General features: G+C 62.2%; 18 protein-coding genes. 14 read left to right on the top strand and 4 right to left on the bottom strand.

Annotation, left to right across the window (positions count from 1 at the left end):
* Positions 1–269: 269 nt before the first annotated feature.
* Positions 270–623 carry a hydroxyisourate hydrolase gene (uraH, locus tag M2D63_RS24520; protein ID WP_285865667.1) on the bottom strand — a complete coding sequence of 118 codons (354 nt, stop codon included), beginning with the start codon at positions 621–623 and terminating at the stop codon, positions 270–272.
* A gap of 397 nt (positions 624–1,020) precedes the next feature.
* Between uraH and puuE the strand changes: the two genes are divergently transcribed.
* From puuE to M2D63_RS24485, 7 genes are all read left to right on the top strand, one after another.
* Positions 1,021–1,950, top strand: a complete 930-nt coding sequence (gene puuE / locus M2D63_RS24515; RefSeq protein WP_285865665.1) for an allantoinase PuuE — start codon at positions 1,021–1,023, stop codon at positions 1,948–1,950.
* On the top strand, positions 1,947–2,462 hold the full coding sequence (gene uraD / locus M2D63_RS24510; protein WP_285865664.1) for a 2-oxo-4-hydroxy-4-carboxy-5-ureidoimidazoline decarboxylase: 516 nt from the start codon (positions 1,947–1,949) through the stop codon (positions 2,460–2,462). The genes puuE and uraD overlap by 4 nt, the downstream gene beginning before the upstream one ends.
* 48 nt (positions 2,463–2,510) lie before the next feature.
* Positions 2,511–3,014, top strand: a complete 504-nt coding sequence (locus M2D63_RS24505) for an ureidoglycolate lyase (RefSeq protein ID WP_285865662.1) — start codon at positions 2,511–2,513, stop codon at positions 3,012–3,014.
* Positions 3,015–3,064: 50 nt separating this feature from the next.
* Positions 3,065–4,390: a urate hydroxylase PuuD gene (locus M2D63_RS24500; protein WP_285865660.1), complete on the top strand. Its 1,326-nt coding sequence runs from the start codon at positions 3,065–3,067 to the stop codon at positions 4,388–4,390.
* A gap of 119 nt (positions 4,391–4,509) precedes the next feature.
* Positions 4,510–5,865: a nucleobase:cation symporter-2 family protein gene (locus M2D63_RS24495; RefSeq protein ID WP_285865658.1), complete on the top strand. Its 1,356-nt coding sequence runs from the start codon at positions 4,510–4,512 to the stop codon at positions 5,863–5,865.
* 133 nt (positions 5,866–5,998) lie between these two features.
* Positions 5,999–6,784 (top strand): outer membrane protein OmpK, encoded by a 786-nt coding sequence (locus M2D63_RS24490; protein ID WP_285865657.1) that lies wholly within the window; start codon positions 5,999–6,001, stop codon positions 6,782–6,784.
* A 361-nt stretch (positions 6,785–7,145) separates the two neighbouring features.
* Positions 7,146–7,934, top strand: a complete 789-nt coding sequence (locus tag M2D63_RS24485; RefSeq protein WP_285865656.1) for an outer membrane protein OmpK — start codon at positions 7,146–7,148, stop codon at positions 7,932–7,934.
* Between the two features lie 92 nt (positions 7,935–8,026).
* Here M2D63_RS24485 and M2D63_RS24480 read toward each other — a convergent pair whose 3' ends face one another.
* The gene (locus M2D63_RS24480) at positions 8,027–8,344 is read right to left on the bottom strand and encodes a hypothetical protein (RefSeq protein WP_285865655.1); all 318 of its coding nucleotides are present in this window, start codon (positions 8,342–8,344) and stop codon (positions 8,027–8,029) included.
* 163 nt (positions 8,345–8,507) lie between these two features.
* On the opposite strand from M2D63_RS24480, the gene M2D63_RS24475 reads away from it, so the two are divergent.
* Positions 8,508–10,454, top strand: a complete 1,947-nt coding sequence (locus tag M2D63_RS24475; RefSeq protein WP_285865654.1) for an LTA synthase family protein — start codon at positions 8,508–8,510, stop codon at positions 10,452–10,454.
* A 19-nt stretch (positions 10,455–10,473) separates the two neighbouring features.
* On the opposite strand, the gene M2D63_RS24470 is transcribed toward M2D63_RS24475, so the two are convergent.
* Complete coding sequence (locus M2D63_RS24470) at positions 10,474–11,382, bottom strand: DUF808 domain-containing protein (RefSeq protein WP_285865653.1); 909 nt, start codon at positions 11,380–11,382, stop codon at positions 10,474–10,476.
* Between the two features lie 146 nt (positions 11,383–11,528).
* On the opposite strand from M2D63_RS24470, the gene M2D63_RS24465 reads away from it, so the two are divergent.
* Positions 11,529–12,137, top strand: coding sequence for a TetR/AcrR family transcriptional regulator (locus tag M2D63_RS24465; RefSeq protein ID WP_285865652.1), 609 nt, complete (start codon positions 11,529–11,531; stop codon positions 12,135–12,137).
* A 78-nt stretch (positions 12,138–12,215) separates the two neighbouring features.
* Here the strand turns inward: M2D63_RS24465 and M2D63_RS24460 are convergent, their stop codons facing one another.
* Positions 12,216–12,656 (bottom strand): heme-binding protein, encoded by a 441-nt coding sequence (locus tag M2D63_RS24460; protein ID WP_045200407.1) that lies wholly within the window; start codon positions 12,654–12,656, stop codon positions 12,216–12,218.
* 255 nt (positions 12,657–12,911) lie between these two features.
* On the opposite strand from M2D63_RS24460, the gene gcl reads away from it, so the two are divergent.
* From gcl to pyk, 5 genes are all read left to right on the top strand, one after another.
* Positions 12,912–14,687: a glyoxylate carboligase gene (gcl, locus tag M2D63_RS24455; protein ID WP_285865651.1), complete on the top strand. Its 1,776-nt coding sequence runs from the start codon at positions 12,912–12,914 to the stop codon at positions 14,685–14,687.
* 57 nt (positions 14,688–14,744) lie between these two features.
* Positions 14,745–15,527 carry a hydroxypyruvate isomerase gene (gene hyi, locus M2D63_RS24450; RefSeq protein WP_285865650.1) on the top strand — a complete coding sequence of 261 codons (783 nt, stop codon included), beginning with the start codon at positions 14,745–14,747 and terminating at the stop codon, positions 15,525–15,527.
* Between the two features lie 113 nt (positions 15,528–15,640).
* On the top strand, positions 15,641–16,534 hold the full coding sequence (locus M2D63_RS24445) for a 2-hydroxy-3-oxopropionate reductase (RefSeq protein ID WP_285865649.1): 894 nt from the start codon (positions 15,641–15,643) through the stop codon (positions 16,532–16,534).
* A 164-nt stretch (positions 16,535–16,698) separates the two neighbouring features.
* Complete coding sequence (locus M2D63_RS24440) at positions 16,699–17,979, top strand: glycerate kinase (protein WP_285865648.1); 1,281 nt, start codon at positions 16,699–16,701, stop codon at positions 17,977–17,979.
* A complete protein-coding gene (gene pyk / locus M2D63_RS24435) occupies positions 17,969–19,384 on the top strand; it encodes a pyruvate kinase (protein ID WP_285865647.1) in 1,416 nt (471 codons plus the stop codon). The genes M2D63_RS24440 and pyk overlap by 11 nt, the downstream gene beginning before the upstream one ends.
* Positions 19,385–19,507 lie beyond the last annotated feature (123 nt).

Below are 19,507 nucleotides of genomic sequence, written 5' to 3'. Positions count from 1 at the left end.
CCGGATGCAGGAGCGAGCGGTTTTGGTTCCTTTTGCCAAGACAAAAGGGACCCGCCGTAAGGGCGGAAGGGGCCGGCCGCGTCGCTGCATGGAATGGATAAGCTCGCCACCTCGACACCCAAGCCCAAGCCCAAGCCCAAGCCCAAGCCCAAGCCCAAGCCCAAGCCCAAGCCCAAGGATCGTAGCCCCTGTATTCCGTGAAGAACCCCAAAAAAAAAGCCCGCAGTGTGAGCGGGCTAAGGACCTACGAAGATTCTTCTAGCGACCAACTAGCTTCCACGATAGGTCGAGTAACTGTACGGCGAGATCAACAGCGGCACGTGGTAGTGATCCTGTTCGGCATTGATGCCAAAGCGCAGCACCACCACATCCAGGAAAGCAGGCTCGGGCAGTTGCACGCCGCGGGCACGGTAGTAATCGCCGGCGCTGAACTGCAGCTGGTAGACACCGCTGCGGTAGTCGTCGCCCTGCAACAGTGGCGCGTCGCAACGGCCATCGCTGTTGGTCAGGGTGGTGTTCACCAGTTCCAGCTGCTGGCCTTCGACCCGGTACAGCTCGACCTTGATCGAACTGCCAGGGCAGCCATGCGCGGCATCCAGTACATGCGTGGTCAAACGTCCCATTGCTTGCTCGCCTCTGTTCTATCTGTGGGCAAAAAATACCCGTACGGCAGCGGCAGTAAACACCGCGGGGTACGGCTGTCGGATTATTAAGACATTTTTCTGTAAAATTGTACACAATTATTCGGTATTCTTTCCTGACACGCCGATCATCCGCTGTAAATACACCATCAGTCGCAAATCCATACCGCTGGCCGACGACAGCGTCATTAGCTGACCGATCAGGCAGGTTTCTTGCAGGGTGTCTCATCACGGGTTTTCGGGGTGCAAAGGCGAAGAAATGCAAAAAAACAGGCTTACAAATCGTAAATAAAGTTGTATACAATCAACCCATCGTCGTGGCCGTTTTCCTACCCGGACGCCACGCCCTCCGAATTCACGTACAAGAAGGAAGACTGCAGTGAGCGCTGATTACCCTCGCGACCTGATCGGTTACGGCAACACCCCACCCCATCCGCGCTGGCCGGGGAATGCCCGCATCGCTTTGTCTTTCGTGCTCAATTACGAAGAAGGTGGCGAACGCAACATCCTGCACGGTGACAAAGAGTCCGAAGCCTTTCTTTCGGAAATGGTCGCCGCCCAGCCGCTGCAGGGCGCGCGCAACATGAGCATGGAGTCCCTCTACGAGTACGGCAGCCGCGCCGGTGTGTGGCGCCTGCTCAAGCTGTTCAAGGACAGCGGCGTGCCGCTGACCGTCTTCGCCGTGGCCATGGCCGCCCAGCGTCACCCGGATGTGATCCGCGCCATGGTCGAAGCCGGCCATGAGATCTGCAGCCACGGCTACCGCTGGATCGACTACCAGTACATGGACGAGACCCAGGAACGCGAGCACATGCTCGAAGCCATCCGCATCCTCACCGAGCTGACCGGCGAGCGTCCGCTGGGCTGGTACACCGGCCGCACCGGCCCGAACACCCGCCGCCTGGTGATGGAAGAAGGTGGTTTCCTCTATGACAGCGACACCTACGACGACGACCTGCCCTACTGGGAGCCGAACAACCCGACCGACAAGCCGCACCTGGTGATCCCGTACACCCTGGACACCAACGACATGCGCTTCACCCAGGTCCAGGGCTTCAACTGCGGCGAACAGTTCTTCCAGTACCTCAAGGACGCCTTTGACGTGCTGTACGAAGAAGGCGCCGAAGCGCCGAAGATGCTTTCCATCGGCCTGCACTGCCGCCTGGTCGGCCGCCCGGCGCGCCTGGCCGCGCTCAAGCGCTTCGTCGAATACGCCAAGAGCCATGATCAGGTCTGGTTCGCCCGGCGCGTGGACATCGCCCGTCACTGGCATGCCACCCACCCTTTCCAAGCCGAGAACGCCAAATGACCGCTTTCAAGACCCTCAAGCCTTCGACCCTGGATCGCGCCGCTTTCGTCGACGCCTTCGCCGACATCTACGAGCACTCGCCGTGGGTCGCCGAGAAGGCCTACGACCTGGGCCAGCTGCAGGAAATCGAGCAGATCGAAGCCCTGCACCAGCGCATGAGCGACATTCTCCTGAGCGCCGATCACGCCGCCCAGCTGGCCCTGATCAACGCTCACCCGGACCTTGCCGGCAAGGCCGCGATCCAGGGTGAACTGACCGAGTCGAGCACCAACGAACAGGCCGGCGCCGGCATCCACCAGTGCACCGCCGAAGAGTTCGCCCGCTTCACCGAGCTCAACGACGCCTACAAGGCCAAGTTCCAGTTCCCGTTCATCATGGCGGTCAAAGGCAGCAACCGGCACCAGATCCTCGCCTCGTTCGAAAAGCGCATCCACAACTCGGCCGAGGCCGAGTTCAAGGAAGCGCTGGCGCAGATCAACCTGATTGCCCTGTTCCGCCTGCTGCAACTTTAAGGGTCGGTCGAGTACCGCCCTCCACAACACAGAATAAAGAGAACCCGCATGCGCACTTTAGTGATTGAACCCCTGACCAAAGAAGCCTTCGCCCCTTTCGGTGACGTGATCGAAACCGACGGCAGCGACCACTTCATGATCAACAACGGTTCGACCATGCGCTTCCACAAGCTGGCGACGGTTCAGACCGCCCAGCCCGAGGACAACGCGATCATCAGCATCTTCCGCGCCGACGCGCTGGACATGCCACTGACCGTTCGCATGCTGGAGCGCCATCCGCTGGGCAGCCAGGCGTTCATTCCGCTGCTCGGCAATCCCTTTCTGATCGTGGTCGCGCCAGTTGGCGATGCACCTGTATCGGGCCTTGTCCGTGCCTTCCGCAGTAATGGAAGGCAGGGCATCAATTACCATCGCGGCGTCTGGCACCATCCGGTCCTGACGATCGAAAAGCGGGATGACTTCCTGGTGGTTGATCGCAGTGGTTCTGGCAACAACTGCGACGAACATTTCTTCAAAGAGGATGAGCAACTGATCCTCGCCCCCCACCAATAAGAGAAGGCCTGAGCACCCGGCTACAGGGTGCCAGGGTAGAGGTAAAGACTGTGGAAGCACATCTGTTGGAATGGCTGAACCTGAGCGTGCGTTGGGTTCACATGATCACTGGCGTGGCCTGGATCGGCGCGTCGTTCTACTTCGTCTGGCTGGAGAACAACCTTAACCGGGCCAACCCGCGCGACGGTCTTTCGGGCGATCTTTGGGCCATCCATGGTGGCGGTATCTACCACCTGGAGAAGTACAAGCTGGCTCCGCCAAAAATGCCGGAGAACCTGCACTGGTTCAAATGGGAAGCGTACTTCACCTGGATGTCGGGTATTGCCCTGCTGTGCCTGGTGTTCTACTGGAACCCGACCCTGTACCTGCTGGCCCCCGGCAGCACCCTGAGCGGTGGTGAAGGTATCGCCATCGGCGTCGGTTCGCTGATCGCCGGCTGGTTCATCTACGACTTCCTCTGCGACTCGCCACTGGGCAAGCGCCCTGCCCTGCTGGGCCTGGTGCTGTTCGTACTGGTCATCGCCGCCTGCTACGGCTTCAGCCAGGTGTTCAGCGGTCGTGGCGCCTACCTGCACACCGGCGCGATCATCGGCACCATCATGGTCGGTAACGTGTTCCGCATCATCATGCCGGCCCAGCGTCAGCTGGTCGCCGCCATCGAAGCCAACCAGACCCCGGATCCGGTACTGCCGGCCAAGGGCCTGCTGCGCTCGCGGCACAACAACTACTTCACCCTGCCAGTGCTGTTCATCATGATCAGCAACCACTTCCCGAGCACCTACGGCAGCCAGTACAACTGGTTGATCCTGGCCGGTATCGCGGTGGCTGCGGTGTTGGTGCGTCACTACTTCAACACCCGTCATGACAGCAACAAGTACGCCTGGACCCTGCCGGTCGGTGCCCTGTCGATGATCTGCCTGGCTTACGTCACCGGCCCCGCGCCGATGCCGACCGCCCCTGAGCAGGCCGCCGCCAAGGTCGAGTACCAGCCGCTGCCGGAAACCGCCCTGGGTGGCAAGACCGCAGCCGAAAAAGCGGCCGAGAAAGCCGCCGCACCTGCCGAGCCTGCTGCACCTGCCGAAGCGCCAGCGGCTGCCACCGCCAAGCTCGACGACGCCGGTTTCGACAAGATCCACAGCGTCATCCAGGAGCGTTGCACCGTGTGCCACTCGGCCAAGCCGACCAGCCCGCTGTTCAGCGCCGCCCCCGCCGGTGTGATGCTCGACACCCCGCAACAGATCCAGCAGCAGGCCGCGCGCATCCAGGCGCAGGCCGTGACCACGCAGATCATGCCACTGGGCAACATCACCCAGATGACCCAGCAGGAGCGTGAGCTGATCGGTGCCTGGATCGCCAAGGGTGCTCCGACCCACTAAGCGACACGTTTCACGCGGCAAGCTACAAGCTGCAAGCCAAGCGCGACTTCCTGCTTCCTCCTGAAGCCGGGCGCTTGAGCTTGCGGCGCTAAAGAATAAAAACAAAACCGAGGTGTTGCATGTCCGAGTCACGCAAGGCGTACATCCCCGTTGCGCCCCCACGACAGCCACTGCCCTTGCTCCAACTGTTCCTGGTGGGTCTGCAGCATGTCTTGCTGATGTATGGAGGCGCGATTGCCGTGCCCTTGATCATCGGCCAGGCCGCCGGCCTTTCTCGTGAAGAAATCGCTTTCCTGATCAATGCCGACCTGCTGGTCGCTGGTGTCGCCACCATCGTCCAGTCGTTCGGCATTGGCGCAGTCGGCATCCGCATGCCAGTCATGATGGGTGCAAGCTTCGCCGCTGTCGGCAGCATGGTCGCCATGGCCGGCATGCCTGGCGTCGGCCTGCAGGGGATCTTCGGCGCGACCATCGCCGCCGGGTTCTTCGGCATGATCATCGCGCCGTTCATGTCCAAGGTGGTGCGCTTCTTCCCGCCCCTGGTGACCGGTACGGTCATCACCTCGATCGGCCTGTCGCTGTTCCCGGTTGCGGTCAACTGGGCCGGTGGCGGCGCCAGTGCCGAAACCTTCGGCTCGCCCATCTACCTGATCGTCGCCGGCCTGGTGCTGGCCACCATCCTGCTGGTCAATCGCTTCATGCGTGGCTTCTGGGTCAATGTCTCGGTGCTGATCGGCATGGGCCTGGGCTACATCCTTGCCGGCTCCATCGGCATGGTCGACCTTTCAGGCCTCGACGAGGCGCCCTGGCTGCAAGTGGTCACGCCGCTGCACTTCGGCATGCCGACCTTCAGCCTGGCGCCGATCCTGTCGATGTGCCTGGTGGTGGTGATCATCTTCGTCGAGTCCACCGGCATGTTCCTGGCCCTGGGCAAGGTCACCGACCGGGAAGTCACCCCGGGCATGCTGCGCCGCGGCCTGATGTGCGATGCCGGTGCATCGTTCGTCGCCGGCTTCTTCAACACCTTCACCCACTCCTCGTTCGCCCAGAACATCGGTCTGGTGCAGATGACCGGCGTGCGTTGCCGCTATGTCACCGTGGTCGCCGGCGGTTTCCTGATCCTGCTCAGCCTGCTGCCCAAGGCGGCCTTCCTGATCGCCTCGATTCCACCGGCGGTGCTGGGCGGCGCGTCCATCGCCATGTTCGGCATGGTCACCGCCACCGGTATCAAGATCCTCCAGGAAGCCGACATCGCCGATCGCCGCAACCAGCTGCTGGTGGCCGTCAGCGTCGGCATGGGCCTGATCCCGGTGGTACGCCCGGAGTTCTTCGCGCAGATGCCCCAGTGGATGGAACCCATTACCCACAGCGGCATCGCCATGGCCACGGTCAGCGCGCTGATCCTCAACCTGTTGTTCAACATCCTGGGCGGCGCCGAACGTGCCGCGCATAACGACACCGCCCACCAGCACTGAGTTTTCGGGCGGCGCTTGCCGCCCTGCTCCACCCAAGCACCATGCAGCACCGTCGACCCGTGGGAGCGGGTCGGCCGGGGCGCTTCGCGCCGAAAAACCCAAGACCAACAATAACAACGCCGGGAAACACAACATGAAAGGCATCATCACTCCCCTTCTGTTGGGTAGCAGTCTGCTGGCCACCATGCCCGCCAGCGCAGGAGACTTCCTGCTGTGGCACACCAACAGCCTCTCCTACCTCTATGGCAAGGACTTCCAGGTCAACCCCGCCATCCAGCAGACCGTGACCTTCGAGCACGCCAACCAGTGGAAATACGGCGACACTTTCATGTTCGTCGACAAGATCTTCTACAACGGCGGCACCGACCGTAACAAAGGCAACAACACCTACTACGGCGAGTTCAGCCCACGCCTGTCGTTCGGCAAGATGCTCGGCAAGAAACTCGAATTCGGTCCGATCACCGACGTGTTGCTGGCCATGACCTACGAGTCGGGCGAAGGCGACAACGAGGCCTACCTGATCGGCCCCGGCTTCAACCTGGCGATTCCCGGTTTCAACTACTTCACCCTGAACTTCTACCAGCGCAACACCGAGGGCAGCCGCCCGGGTGATCGCGTCTGGCAAATCACCCCAACCTTTTCCTACACCATTCCCGTAGGTCGCTCCGACATCCTGATCGACGGCTACATGGACTGGGTGGTCGACAACGACGAGACCCGGCGCGGCACCTACCACGCCAACCTGCAGTTCAACCCACAGGTCAAGTACGACCTGGGCAAGGCCCTGAACCTGGGCGCCAAGCAGCTGTACGTGGGTATCGAGTACAGCTACTGGAAAGACAAATACGGCATCGAGAACAGTGGCCGGCTCGATACCAACCAGAGCGTTACCAGCGCCCTGGTGAAGGTTCACTTCTAAAACCTGACCAAACGCACAGTTTTAGCCACACCCGCTCCAGGACGGAGCACTTGAGGACCCGCGCGCAAGCCAGTAATCTGCGCGCCCCTCGATCAGGGCAGGACGGATCCTGCCCGCGTTTGCTGACCGCTCAGTCAATGAATTCGGGCGGTCGGTGGACGTGACGCCAGCCTGAAAGACCCCTTTCATCTGTTCAGAAAGACGTCGAGCAGGATTGTTGTGCCGTACCCGGAAAGTTGGCGCAGCTCTTGCCAAACAGCTGTGGCCAATCGAAAAAAACTGACTCGAAAGACAACTATTTAGACCCAACGGTGCCGTCCAGAGTACCGACAACAGAATCAATCAAGGGAGCAACACAGCGATGCGCATTACCAACAGCCTGATCCTCGCCAGCGGCCTGCTGGCGGCGAGCACCGCCGCCACCGCCGGCGATCTGCTGCAATGGCAGAACAACAGCCTGACCTACCTGTGGGGCAAGAATTTCGCGGTCAACCCGGAAATCCAGCAGACCGTGACCTTCGAGCACGCCGACGGCTGGAAGTACGGCGACAACTTCATGTTCGTCGACAAGATCTTCTACAACGGCGACAAGGACTTCAACAACGGCCCGAACACCTACTACGGCGAGATCTCGCCGCGCCTGTCGTTCGGCAAGATCTTCGACCAGCGCCTGGAGTTCGGTCCGATCAAGGACGTGCTGCTGGCCATGACCTACGAGTTTGGCGAGGGCGACACCGAGTCCTACCTGATCGGCCCTGGCTTCGACCTGAATATCCCGGGCTTCGACTACTTCCAGCTGAACTTCTACCAGCGCACCACCGATGGCAGCCGTGCCGGTGACAACGTCTGGCAGATCACCCCGGTCTGGTCGTACACCATTCCCGTGGGCAAGTCCGACATCCTCATCGATGGCTTCATGGACTGGGTGGTCGACAACGACTCCACCAGCCGCCATGGCGACTACCACGCCAACCTGCACTTCAACCCACAGGTCAAATATGACCTGGGCAAAGCGTTGAACTGGGGCGAGAAGCAGCTGTATGTCGGTTTCGAATACGACTACTGGAAGAACAAGTACGGGATCAAGGACAGCGATGCCTTCGATACCGACCAGAACACTGCCAGCTTCCTGGTCAAAGTGCACTTCTGATCGAGCGATAGTTGAAAACCGTGCCTGTTAAAAGGCACGGTTTGAAATTTCAGATTTCTCTTAAGTAAGAGAAAGAAATCTCCTAAAAACAATCAATTAATTTTTTCACCTTGTGTTCGCAAACGAACATAGAGCACCGTAATTGCCATACCCGGAACAATGGCACCGAACACCAGCAACCCCACCAGCACCACACTGTCGTCCACCAGGCGCAACACATCCGCCAGCAACAGCCCCAGGCAGACACACGCGCCAACCGCGCCCACATACAGGCAGCCGCGGGCCGATGCATCGTCCACCTGCCTTCGGACCTTGAGCAAAAGCATGACGCACAAGGTGGTCCAGGCCAGCACCGCGATCATGTACAAGCCCAGGTGAAAGACATCGTAAGTCAATGCTCTAAAGGACATCCGAGTGATCCTTATTCAACTACCGCCTGCACATGCCTGTGCGCTCAAGGGGCGTCACTATAAACCAGCAGCAAACTTCTTCACTGCATTTATTTGACATATCTTTCTCATTACCGGCGTTAGTTTGCCCGCCCTCTTCTTCGACAACAACAAGGCAAACGCCATGCACGCTATACGCTCAGCGCCGATGCGCTATTTATTGTTATTGATATCGCTATGGTTATTCACTTTCTTTCTGACACGAAGCGTCCTGTACTTCACTCACCTGGGTGAAGCCGGCGGGCATTTATTCTCGATCTTCACCACCGGCCTGGCCTACGACCTGAGCTTCCTGGTCTATGCCGCCCTGCCCCTGGGCCTGTACCTGCTGCTGTGCCCGGCGCCACTGTGGCGCACGCGCCTGCACCGCGGGCTGCTGCGCGCCGTGCTGTTTGCCAGCCTGTTCATCATGCTGTTCGTGGCCGTGGCCGAATGGTTGTTCTGGGACGAGTTCGGTGTGCGCTTCAATTTCATCGCCGTCGACTACCTGGTGTACTCCGACGAGGTCCTGAACAACATCCTCGAGTCCTATCCCATCGGGCTGATTCTCAGCGTACTGGCACTGACCGCGCTGGTGCTGTCGCTGCTGCTGCGCAAACCGCTGCGCCAGATTCTCGATGCGCCCTTGCCGACCTGGCGTCAGCGCCTGGCCAGCCTGGGTGCGCTGGCAGTGCTGGCAACTACAGGCCTGCTGCTGATCGACCAGGAGATGCCACGGGGCCAGGGCGGCAATGCCTATGCCCGGGAACTGGCCAGCAACGGGCCGTACCAGTTCTTCGCCGCGTTTCGCAACAACGAGCTGGACTACTCGCAGTTCTACGGCAGCCTGGACGAAGGCCAATCGACCCAGCTGATCCGCAGCGAACTGCAAGAGCCCAACGCCCGCTTCATCAACCAGGAGCCCATGGGCATCCGTCGGCAGATCACCCAGGCGGGCACCCCGACCACACCCAACATCGTGCTGGTCACCATCGAGAGCCTGAGCGCCAGGTACCTGGGCAGCAACGGCGATACCCGCAACCTCACCCCCAATCTCGATGCCCTGCGCACGCAGAGCCTGTACTTCAACAACTTCTATGCAACGGGCACCCGGACCGATCGCGGCCTGGAGGCGATCACCCTGTCGATGCCGCCGACGCCGGGCCGTTCGATCGTCAAGCGCATCGGCCGTGAAAGTGGCTATGCCAGTCTTGGCCAGCAATTGTCGGAAGTGGGCTACGACAGCGTGTTCGTCTATGGCGGGCGTGGCTATTTTGACAACATGAACGCGTTCTTCAGTGGCAACGGCTACCGGATCGTCGACCAGAGCAGCGTCGACGAAGCCGACATCAGCTTCAAGAATGCCTGGGGCATGTCCGATGAGGACCTGTACCGCCAGGCCATCAAGCTGGCTGACGCCGACCACGCCAACCAGGTGCCGTTCTTCCTGCAACTGATGACCACCTCCAACCATCGCCCGTATACCTATCCCGAAGGCCGGATCGATATCCCTTCAGGCAACGGTCGCGATGGCGCGGTGAAATACACCGACTATGCGATCGGGCGTTTCCTTGAGCAGGCGCGAAACAAGCCCTGGTTCGACAACACCTTGTTCATTTTCGTCGCCGACCACACCGCCGGCAGCGCCGGCAAGGAAGACCTGCCGGTCAGCAACTACCAGATCCCGCTGTTCATCTATGCGCCCAAGTTGATCCCGGCGCGCGAGGAATCGAAGCTGGCCAGCCAGATCGACCTGGCACCGACCCTGCTCGGCCTGCTGAACATGAGCTATACCTCGACGTTCTTCGGCCGCGACCTGATGCAGCAAGACAACCTGCCGCCGCGGGTGCTGATCGGCAACTACCAGCACCTGGGCTTGTTCGACGGCCAGGACCTGGCGATCCTCAGCCCCCGTGACGGCTTGCGCCGGCACAACCAGGCCCTGGGCGAAAGCAGCGAGGTGATCAGCGACAAGCGCGATCCGCTGATCCAGCGCGCCATCGCCTACTACCAGGTCGCAAGCTTCGGCTTCACCCATCACCTGCTGGACTGGCAGCCGGATGAGAACGAACAGACCGCGCTGAAAAACTGAGCGCGGTCGCCGATCGGTCTCACGCTCTGGCGGCCCGCCAGAGCTTGCCGACCGCAGCCACCACGGCCAGCACCACGGCACCGGCGACGATACCGATGCCGCCATTGAGCAAGGCCCCGGTCAACGCCCCGCCCCGTCCTTCGCTGAAGGCTTCGATGGCATGGTGCAACGGCGCCACGCCATGCACCAGGATCCCGCCGCCGACCAGGAACATCGCCGCCGTGCCGATCACCGACAGGCTTTTCATCATGTAGGGCGCTGCACGCAGGATACCGTTGCCCAGGGCCTGCGCCGCACGCGAGGCTTTCTGGGTCAGCCACAAGCCCAGGTCATCGAGTTTGACGATGCCGGCGACCAGGCCGTACACGCCGATGGTCATGACAATGGCAATGCCCGACAGCACGATGATCTGCTGGGTCAGCGGCGCATCGGCGACCGTGCCCAGGGTAATGGCGATGATCTCTGCCGAGAGGATGAAATCGGTGCGGATCGCCCCCTTGATCTTGGTGTTCTCGTAAGCCACCAGATCAACCGCAGGATCGGCCACGGCCTCTTTCAGCGCCGCCTGGTCGGCCTGGTCCTCGTCCTTGCTGTGGAGGAACTTGTGCGCCAGCTTTTCAAAGCCTTCGAAGCACAGGAAGGCGCCGCCGATCATCAGCAGCGGCGTCACCGCCCAGGGAATGAACGCACTGATCAACAGCGCCGCCGGCACCAGGATCAGTTTGTTGACGAACGACCCCTTGGCCACCGCCCAGACCACCGGGATTTCCCGTTCGGCCCGTACCCCCGTGACCTGCTGGGCATTGAGCGCCAGGTCGTCACCCAGTACCCCTGCGGTCTTTTTTGCCGCGACCTTGGTCATTACCGAGACATCGTCGAGTACCGTGGCGATATCGTCGATCAATACCAGAAGACTGCTGCCTGCCATGTTTGCCTGATTCCAGCGGTGTGTGAGGGCCCAAGTCTAGCCCAAAGTCGCCAGCTTGAGCCCTTTGCAAACGCGGTGCTACCATGCGCCACCGCCCTTGAAGGCCCTGTGCCGCCTGCGGCCAGTCACGAGGAACAGCGTCAACCATGAGCAGCATTCGCGAGCGCAACAAAGAACTGATTCTGCGCGCGGCCAGCGAGGAATTCGCCGACAAGGGCTTCGCCGCCACCAAGACCAGCGATATCGCGGCCAAGGCCGGGCTGCCCAAGCCGAACGTCTATTACTACTTCAAATCCAAGGAAAACCTCTACCGCGAGGTCCTGGAAAGCATCATCGAGCCAATCATGCAGGCGTCCACCCCGTTCAATGCCGAGGGTGACGCCAGGGAAGTGCTCAGCGCCTACATCCGCTCCAAGGTGCGGATCTCCCGCGACCTGCCGTTTGCCTCCAAGGTATTCGCCAGCGAGATCATGCACGGCGCCCCGCACCTGAGCCCCAGCCAGGTCGAACAGCTCAACGAACAGGCCCGGCACAACATCGAGTGCATCCAGGGCTGGATCGACCGCGGCCAGATCGCCCCTATCGACCCTCACCACCTGATGTTCAGCATCTGGGCGGCGACCCAGACCTACGCCGACTTCGACTGGCAGATCTCGGTGGTCACCGGCAAGGCCAAGCTTGAAGACAGCGACTACGAAGCCGCGGCGCAGACCATCATTCGCCTGGTGCTCAAGGGGTGTGAGCCGGACGCTTGATCGGTGGTGTGTTCATCGCGGGGCAAGCCCGCTCCCACAGGGTCATCATGTGGGAGCGGGCTTGCCCCGCGATAGGTTTTAAGCCGCTACACCGGCATCCGCCGTCAACCCCGCCTCTTCGATCGCACTGATCGCGCACTGCTCGTCGATGTCCGAGGTATCGCCACTGATACCGATCGCCCCCAGCACCACGCCCTGCTGATTACGGATCAGCACGCCACCCGGCGCCGGCACCACCGGGCTCTGCCCCAAGCCATTGAGCGCGGCGAAGAACGCCGGGCGCTGCTGCGCGTCCAGCGCCAGCAGGCGCGAACCTTTGCCCAGGGCAATCGCACCCCAGGCCTTGCCCATGGCCACTTGCGGGCGCAGCAGGCTGGCGCCGTCTTCGCGTTGCAGGGCCAGCAGGTGGCCGCCGCTGTCGAGCACGGCAACGGTCAGGGGGGCCGACGAGATCTTGCGGCCCGCCACCAGCGCGGCGTTCACCAGGCTGACGGCGACTTTCAGGGTCAATGCGTTCATGGAAAGGTCCTCTTGTTGTTAGGAGCCCGAGGGCAGGTGTGAAAGCAATAGAACAAATAGAACACAATGGCGAATTTTTTTGTATACAATAATTCGAGAGCGATAGCCCAATTCTGACGAAACGCCTTTTTTATGGCCTTCCCGACGAAAGCACTCATCGCTGATGAAAATGGATTGACCAGAGTCGCCTGGCGTGAATACACTCTGACGAAAAGCCATTTGTATACAATTACAAAACCAATGAGGCACAAAGCCATGAGCAAAATGAGAGCAATTGATGCAGCCGTTCTGGTGATGCGCCGCGAAGGTGTTGAAACCGCGTTTGGTATCCCGGGTGCCGCCATCAACCCGCTGTACTCGGCCCTGAAGAAAGTCGGCGGTATCGATCACGTCCTCGCTCGCCACGTTGAAGGCGCCTCGCACATGGCCGAGGGTTACACCCGCACCAAGGCCGGCAACATCGGCGTGTGCATCGGCACCTCGGGCCCTGCCGGCACCGACATGGTCACCGGCCTGTACAGTGCCTCGGCCGACTCCATCCCGATCCTGTGCATCACCGGCCAGGCGCCACGCGCCCGCCTGCACAAGGAAGACTTCCAGGCCGTCGACATCACCAGCATCGTCAAGCCGGTGACCAAGTGGGCGACCACCGTTCTGGAACCGGGCCAGGTGCCTTACGCGTTCCAGAAAGCTTTCTATGAAATGCGCTCCGGCCGTCCAGGCCCTGTGCTGATCGACCTGCCGTTCGACGTGCAGATGGCCGAAATCGAATTCGACATCGACGCCTACCAGCCACTGCCAGTGCAAAAGCCTGCCGCCAACCGCGTACAGGTCGAGAAAGCCCTGGCCATGCTCGACACCGCCGAGCGTCCGCTGCTGGTCGCCGGTGGCGGCATCATCAACGCCGATGCCAGCGACAAACTGGTCGAGTTCGCCGAACTGACCGGCATCCCGGTCATCCCGACCCTGATGGGCTGGGGCACCATCCCGGACGATCACCCACTGATGGTCGGCATGGTCGGTCTGCAGACCTCGCACCGCTACGGCAACGCCACCATGCTCAAGTCCGACGTGGTGCTGGGTATCGGTAACCGCTGGGCCAACCGCCACACCGGCTCGGTGGATGTCTACACCGAAGGCCGTCGCTTCATCCACGTCGACATCGAACCGACCCAGATCGGCCGGGTATTCACCCCTGACCTGGGTATCGTTTCCGACGCCGGTGCCGCCCTGGACGTGTTCCTGGAAGTGGCCCGCGAGTGGAAAGCCGCCGGCAAGCTCAAGTGCCGCAAGGCCTGGCTGGAAGACTGCCAGCAGCGCAAGGGCAGCCTGCAGCGCAAGACCCACTTCGACAACGTGCCGGTCAAGCCGCAGCGCGTGTACCAGGAGATGAACCAGGTGTTCGGCAAGGACACCTGCTACGTCACCACCATCGGCCTGTCGCAGATCGCCGGCGCGCAGTTCCTGCACGTCTACAAGCCGCGTCACTGGATCAACTGTGGCCAGGCCGGCCCACTGGGCTGGACCATCCCTGCCGCCCTGGGCGTGGTCAAGGCCGACCCGAGCCGCAAGGTCGTGGCACTGTCGGGCGACTATGACTTCCAGTTCATGATCGAAGAACTGGCCGTGGGTGCGCAGTTCAACCTGCCATACGTCCACGTCCTGGTGAACAACTCCTACCTGGGGCTGATCCGCCAGGCCCAGCGTGGCTTCGAGATGGATTACTGTGTGCAGCTGGCGTTCGAGAACGTCAACGCGCCGGAACTCAACGGTTATGGCGTCGATCACGTCGCCGTGGTCGAAGGCCTGGGCTGCAAGGCCCTGCGCGTGACCGAGCCAGGCGAGATCGCCCCGGCCCTGCTCAAGGCACAGAAGATGGCTGAAGAGTTCAAGGTTCCGGTAGTGGTCGAGGTTATCCTCGAGCGTGTGACCAACATTTCCATGGGCACCGAAATCAACGCGGTCAACGAATTCGAAGACCTGGCCCTGGTCGGCAACGACGCGCCAACCGCGATTTCCCTGCTCGACTGATCGCAACGAAGGCCCTGCTGCGATAGGCGCAGGGCCCACTTTTGCAAGGAGACAACCATGCCACGTTTTGCCGCCAACCTGTCCATGCTGTTCACCGAGCAGGACTTCCTGGACCGTTTCAAGGCTGCTGCCGACGCCGGTTTCAGCGGTGTCGAGTACCTGTTCCCGTACGATTACAGCTCGGCTGAAATCAAGCAGCAACTCGATGCCCACGGCCTGACCCAGGTGCTGTTCAACCTGCCGGCCGGCGACTGGGCCAAGGGTGATCGCGGCATCGCTTGCGATCCGGCCCGTGTCGAGCAGTTCCGCGCCGGCGTCGACCTGGCCATCGCCTACGCCCAGGTACTGGGCAACACCCAGGTCAACTGCCTGGCCGGTATCCGTCCACAAGGTCCGGACTGCGCCACCGTGCGCAAGACCTTCGTCGACAATCTCAAGTACGCTGCCGACAAATTGCAGGCTGCCGGGATCAAGCTGGTCATGGAAATGATCAACACCCGCGACATCCCGGGCTTCTACCTGAACACCACCAAGCAGGCCCTGGAAATCCAGGCCGAAGTCGGCAGCAGCAACCTGTTCCTGCAGTACGACATCTACCACATGCAGATCATGGAAGGCGACCTTGCCCGCACCATGGAAAGCAACCTGGCCAAGATCAACCACATCCAGCTGGCCGACAACCCCGGCCGCAACGAGCCAGGTACCGGCGAAATCAACTACCGCTTCCTCTTCGAACACCTGGACCGCATCGGCTACCAGGGCTGGGTGGGCTGCGAATACAAGCCGCTGACCACCACCGAAGCAGGCCTTGGCTGGTTGAAAACCCATAACGCGATCTGACCTGTGGGAGCGGGCTTGCCCCGCGATGCGATGGCGACCTCAGCGCCGCTATCGCGGGGCAAGCCCGCTCCTACCGACGTCCCGGCATCCAACAAATACAAGAGGCATTTCTCATGGCTAAAATCGGATTCATCGGCACCGGCATCATGGGCCTCCCAATGGCCCTGAACCTGCAAAAAGCAGGTCACAGCCTGTTCGTCTCCACCCACCACGACGCAGCGCCAGCCGACCTGATCGCCGGCGGCGGCGTGGCCCTGGCCAATCCGAAGGAAGTGGCCCAGGAAGCCGAATTCATCATCGTCATGGTGCCTGACACCCCGCAGGTCGAAAGCGTCCTGTTCGGCACCAACGGCGTGGCCGAAGGCGTGGGCCCGAACAAGGTGGTGATCGACATGAGCTCGATCTCGCCAACCGCTACCAAAGCCTTCGCCGAGAAGATCAAGGCCACCGGCGCCGCCTACCTGGACGCCCCGGTGTCCGGCGGTGAAGTCGGTGCCAAGGCCGCGACCCTGAGCATCATGGTCGGTGGCTGCCCGAACGCCTTCGAACGCGCCCTGCCGCTGTTCCAGGCCATGGGCAAGAACATCACCCGCGTTGGCGGCAACGGTGACGGCCAGACCGCCAAGGTCGCCAACCAGATCATCGTCGCCCTGAATATCCAGGCCGTGGCCGAAGCCTTGCTGTTCGCCGCCAAGAACGGCGCCGATCCAGCCAAGGTGCGTGAAGCACTGATGGGCGGCTTCGCTTCTTCGAAGATCCTCGAAGTACACGGCGAGCGCATGATCAAGGGCACCTTCGACCCGGGCTTCCGCATCAGCCTGCACCAGAAGGACCTGAACCTGGCCCTGCAAGGCGCCAAGGAACTGAGCATCAACCTGCCCAACACCGCCAACGCCCAGCAAGTGTTCAGCACCTGCGCGGCCATCGGTGGCGCCAACTGGGACCACTCGGCGTTGATCAAAGGCCTTGAGCACATGGCCAACTTCTCGATCCGCGACGAGAAGTAAGCAGCGAGGCACACGCTGCCAGTAGCAACCAGACGCGGTCGCGCATCGATCTCGCCGGGTGAAGCTGGTAGCGGCAAAGCGCAACACCGCCCCTGGGTCGGCCTGCACGGAGGCAGATCCGGGGGCGTTTTCGATTCTGCAGAACAATAAGATTGGAGCCTGCCATGTCGCTCGATCCGCAACACTTCCTGCGCGAGCTGTTCGCCACGGCCATCGATGCCGCGCACCCTCGCCAGGTCCTTGAAGCCCACCTGCCCAGCGACCGCAGCGGTCGCGTCATCGTCATCGGCGCCGGCAAGGCCGCCGCCGCCATGGCCGAAGTGGTCGAACGCAACTGGCAAGGGCCGGTGTCGGGCCTTGTCGTCACCCGTTACGGCCATGGCGCCAGCTGCTCGAAAATCGAAGTGGTCGAAGCCGCCCACCCGGTTCCCGATGCTGCCGGCCTGGCCGTGGCCAAGCGGGTGCTGGAAATGGTCAGCAACCTGACTGAAGACGACCGCGTGATCTTCCTGTTGTCCGGCGGCGGCTCTGCCCTGCTGGCCCTGCCGGCCGAAGGCCTGACCCTGGCCGACAAGCAGCAGATCAACAAGGCCCTGCTCAAGTCCGGCGCCACCATTGGCGAGATGAACTGCGTGCGCAAGCACCTCTCGGCGATCAAGGGCGGCCGCCTGGCCAAGGCCTGCTGGCCGGCCACCGTCTACACCTACGCGATTTCCGATGTACCGGGCGACCTGGCCACGGTCATCGCTTCCGGCCCCACCGTGGCCGACCCAAGCACCTCGGCCGAAGCCCTGGCGATCCTCAAGCGCTACAAGATCGAGGCCCCGGCCGCCGTCACCGCCTGGCTGAACAACCCGGCCTCGGAAACCGTCAAGGCCGATGACCCGGCCCTGGCCCGCAGCCACTTCCAGCTGATCGCCCGTCCCCAGCAGTCGCTGGAGGCCGCCGCGGTCAAGGCCCGCCAGGCAGGCTTCAGCCCGTTGATCCTGGGCGATCTGGAAGGCGAATCGCGGGAAGTGGCCAAGGTGCATGCCGGCATCGCCCGGCAGATCGTCCAGCACGGCCAGCCGCTGTCGCCACCCTGCGTGATCCTCTCCGGTGGCGAGACCACCGTGACCGTACGCGGCAATGGCCGTGGCGGACGCAATGCCGAGTTCCTCCTGAGCCTGACCGAAAGCCTCAAGGGCCTGCCCGGGGTCTACGCCCTGGCCGGTGACACCGACGGCATCGACGGTTCCGAAGACAACGCCGGCGCCTTCATGACCCCGGACAGCTACGCCCGCGCCGCCGCCCTGGGCCTGTCGGCCAGCGACGAACTGGACAACAACAACGGCTACGGCTACTTCGCCGCCCTCGATGCCTTGATCGTCACCGAGCCGACGCGGACCAACGTCAACGATTTTCGCGCCATTCTGATTCTCGGGAGTGCCAAACATGACGCCTGACAAAAAAGTCAAAATCCTCGCCACCCTGGGTCCTGCGATCAAGGGCATCGACGACATCCGCCAGCTGGTCGAAGCCGGGGTCAACATCTTCCGCCTCAACTTCAGCCACGGCGAGCACGAAGACCACGCCCTGCGCTACCAGTGGATCCGCGAGGTCGAGAGCCAGCTCAACTACCCGCTGGGCATCCTCATGGACCTGCAAGGCCCGAAACTGCGCGTAGGCCGTTTTGCCGAGGGCAAGGTCCAGCTGCAACGCGGCCAGGCCCTGCGCCTGGACCTGGACAGCACCCCGGGCACTGCTTCGCGGGTCAACCTGCCGCACCCGGAAATCATCGCCGCCCTGGAGCCGGGCATGGACCTGCTGCTCGATGACGGCAAGCTGCGCCTGCGGGTGACCGCCAAGCACAGTGACGCGATCGAGACCGAAGTGCTCAACGGTGGCGAGCTGTCGGACCGCAAAGGGGTCAACGTGCCGCAAGCGGTACTGGACCTCAGCCCGCTGACCGCCAAGGACCGCCGCGACCTGACCTTCGGCCTGGAACTGGGCGTGGACTGGGTAGCCCTGTCGTTCGTACAGCGCCCGGAAGACATCGTCGAAGCCCGCCAACTGATCGGCGACCGCGCCTACCTGATGGCCAAGATCGAGAAACCTTCGGCGGTCACCCAACTGCGCGCCATCGCCGAGCTCAGCGACGCGATCATGGTCGCCCGTGGCGACCTGGGCGTGGAAGTGCCGGCCGAAAGCGTGCCGCAGATCCAGAAGAGCATCATCAACACCTGCCGCGAGCTGGGCAAGCCGGTGGTGGTGGCCACCCAGATGCTCGAATCGATGCGCTTCTCCCCGGCCCCGACCCGCGCCGAGGTCACCGACGTGGCCAACGCCGTGGCCGAAGGTGCCGACGCGGTGATGCTCTCGGCCGAGACCGCCTCCGGTGACTACCCGCTCGAAGCCGTGCAGATGATGAGCAAGATCATCCGCCAGGTGGAGAACGGCCCGGACTACCAGGCGCAACTGGACGTCGGCCGGCCCAAGGCCGAAGCGACCGTGTCCGATGCCATCAGCTGCGCGATCCGTCGCATCAGCGGCATCCTGCCGGTGGCGGTGCTGGTCAACTACAGCGAGTCGGGCAGCTCGACCCTGCGTGCCGCCCGCGAGCGGCCACGGGCACCGATCCTCAACCTGACCCCCAACCTGTCCACCGCCCGGCGCCTGAGCGTGGCCTGGGGTGTACACTCGGTGGTCAACGATCGCCTGCGCCAGGTCGATGAGATCTGCTCCACTGCCCTGGAGATTGCCCAGGCACAAGGCATGGCCAGCCGTGGCGACACCCTGTTGATCACCGCTGGTGTGCCTTTTGGCAAGCCGGGATCGACTAACACCCTGCGGATCGAAACCTTGATTTGAGGTAATACCCATCGCGGGGGGGGCCCCCCCCCCCCCCCGGGACAACAACACCAAGGGGGCGGGGGCTGCCCCCCCAAAAAGGAAAAACCAAAACCACAAAGACCACCCCCCCCCCAACAAGGA

It is taken from the genome of Pseudomonas sp. BJa5 (assembly GCF_030272875.2).
Lineage (GTDB): Bacteria > Pseudomonadota > Gammaproteobacteria > Pseudomonadales > Pseudomonadaceae > Aquipseudomonas.
The sequence above is the reverse complement of the archived record's forward strand: the minus strand, read 5'-3'. Positions and strand labels throughout refer to the sequence as shown.

What these genes read in the sequence shown, in the direction of transcription:
- uraD (WP_285865664.1), top strand. Translation starts at nt 1,947, where the DNA reads ATGACCGCTTTCAAGACCCTCAAGCCTTCGACCCTGGATCGCGCCGCT.
- M2D63_RS24475 (WP_285865654.1), top strand. Translation starts at nt 8,508, where the DNA reads ATGCACGCTATACGCTCAGCGCCGATGCGCTATTTATTGTTATTGATA.
- M2D63_RS24445 (WP_285865649.1), top strand. Translation starts at nt 15,641, where the DNA reads ATGGCTAAAATCGGATTCATCGGCACCGGCATCATGGGCCTCCCAATG.
- M2D63_RS24505 (WP_285865662.1), top strand. Translation starts at nt 2,511, where the DNA reads ATGCGCACTTTAGTGATTGAACCCCTGACCAAAGAAGCCTTCGCCCCT.
- M2D63_RS24480 (WP_285865655.1), bottom strand. Translation starts at nt 8,344, where the DNA reads ATGTCCTTTAGAGCATTGACTTACGATGTCTTTCACCTGGGCTTGTAC.
- hyi (WP_285865650.1), top strand. Translation starts at nt 14,745, where the DNA reads ATGCCACGTTTTGCCGCCAACCTGTCCATGCTGTTCACCGAGCAGGAC.
- M2D63_RS24490 (WP_285865657.1), top strand. Translation starts at nt 5,999, where the DNA reads ATGAAAGGCATCATCACTCCCCTTCTGTTGGGTAGCAGTCTGCTGGCC.
- M2D63_RS24495 (WP_285865658.1), top strand. Translation starts at nt 4,510, where the DNA reads ATGTCCGAGTCACGCAAGGCGTACATCCCCGTTGCGCCCCCACGACAG.
- pyk (WP_285865647.1), top strand. Translation starts at nt 17,969, where the DNA reads ATGACGCCTGACAAAAAAGTCAAAATCCTCGCCACCCTGGGTCCTGCG.
- M2D63_RS24485 (WP_285865656.1), top strand. Translation starts at nt 7,146, where the DNA reads ATGCGCATTACCAACAGCCTGATCCTCGCCAGCGGCCTGCTGGCGGCG.
- M2D63_RS24460 (WP_045200407.1), bottom strand. Translation starts at nt 12,656, where the DNA reads ATGAACGCATTGACCCTGAAAGTCGCCGTCAGCCTGGTGAACGCCGCG.
- M2D63_RS24440 (WP_285865648.1), top strand. Translation starts at nt 16,699, where the DNA reads ATGTCGCTCGATCCGCAACACTTCCTGCGCGAGCTGTTCGCCACGGCC.
- M2D63_RS24470 (WP_285865653.1), bottom strand. Translation starts at nt 11,382, where the DNA reads ATGGCAGGCAGCAGTCTTCTGGTATTGATCGACGATATCGCCACGGTA.
- gcl (WP_285865651.1), top strand. Translation starts at nt 12,912, where the DNA reads ATGAGCAAAATGAGAGCAATTGATGCAGCCGTTCTGGTGATGCGCCGC.
- uraH (WP_285865667.1), bottom strand. Translation starts at nt 623, where the DNA reads ATGGGACGTTTGACCACGCATGTACTGGATGCCGCGCATGGCTGCCCT.
- M2D63_RS24465 (WP_285865652.1), top strand. Translation starts at nt 11,529, where the DNA reads ATGAGCAGCATTCGCGAGCGCAACAAAGAACTGATTCTGCGCGCGGCC.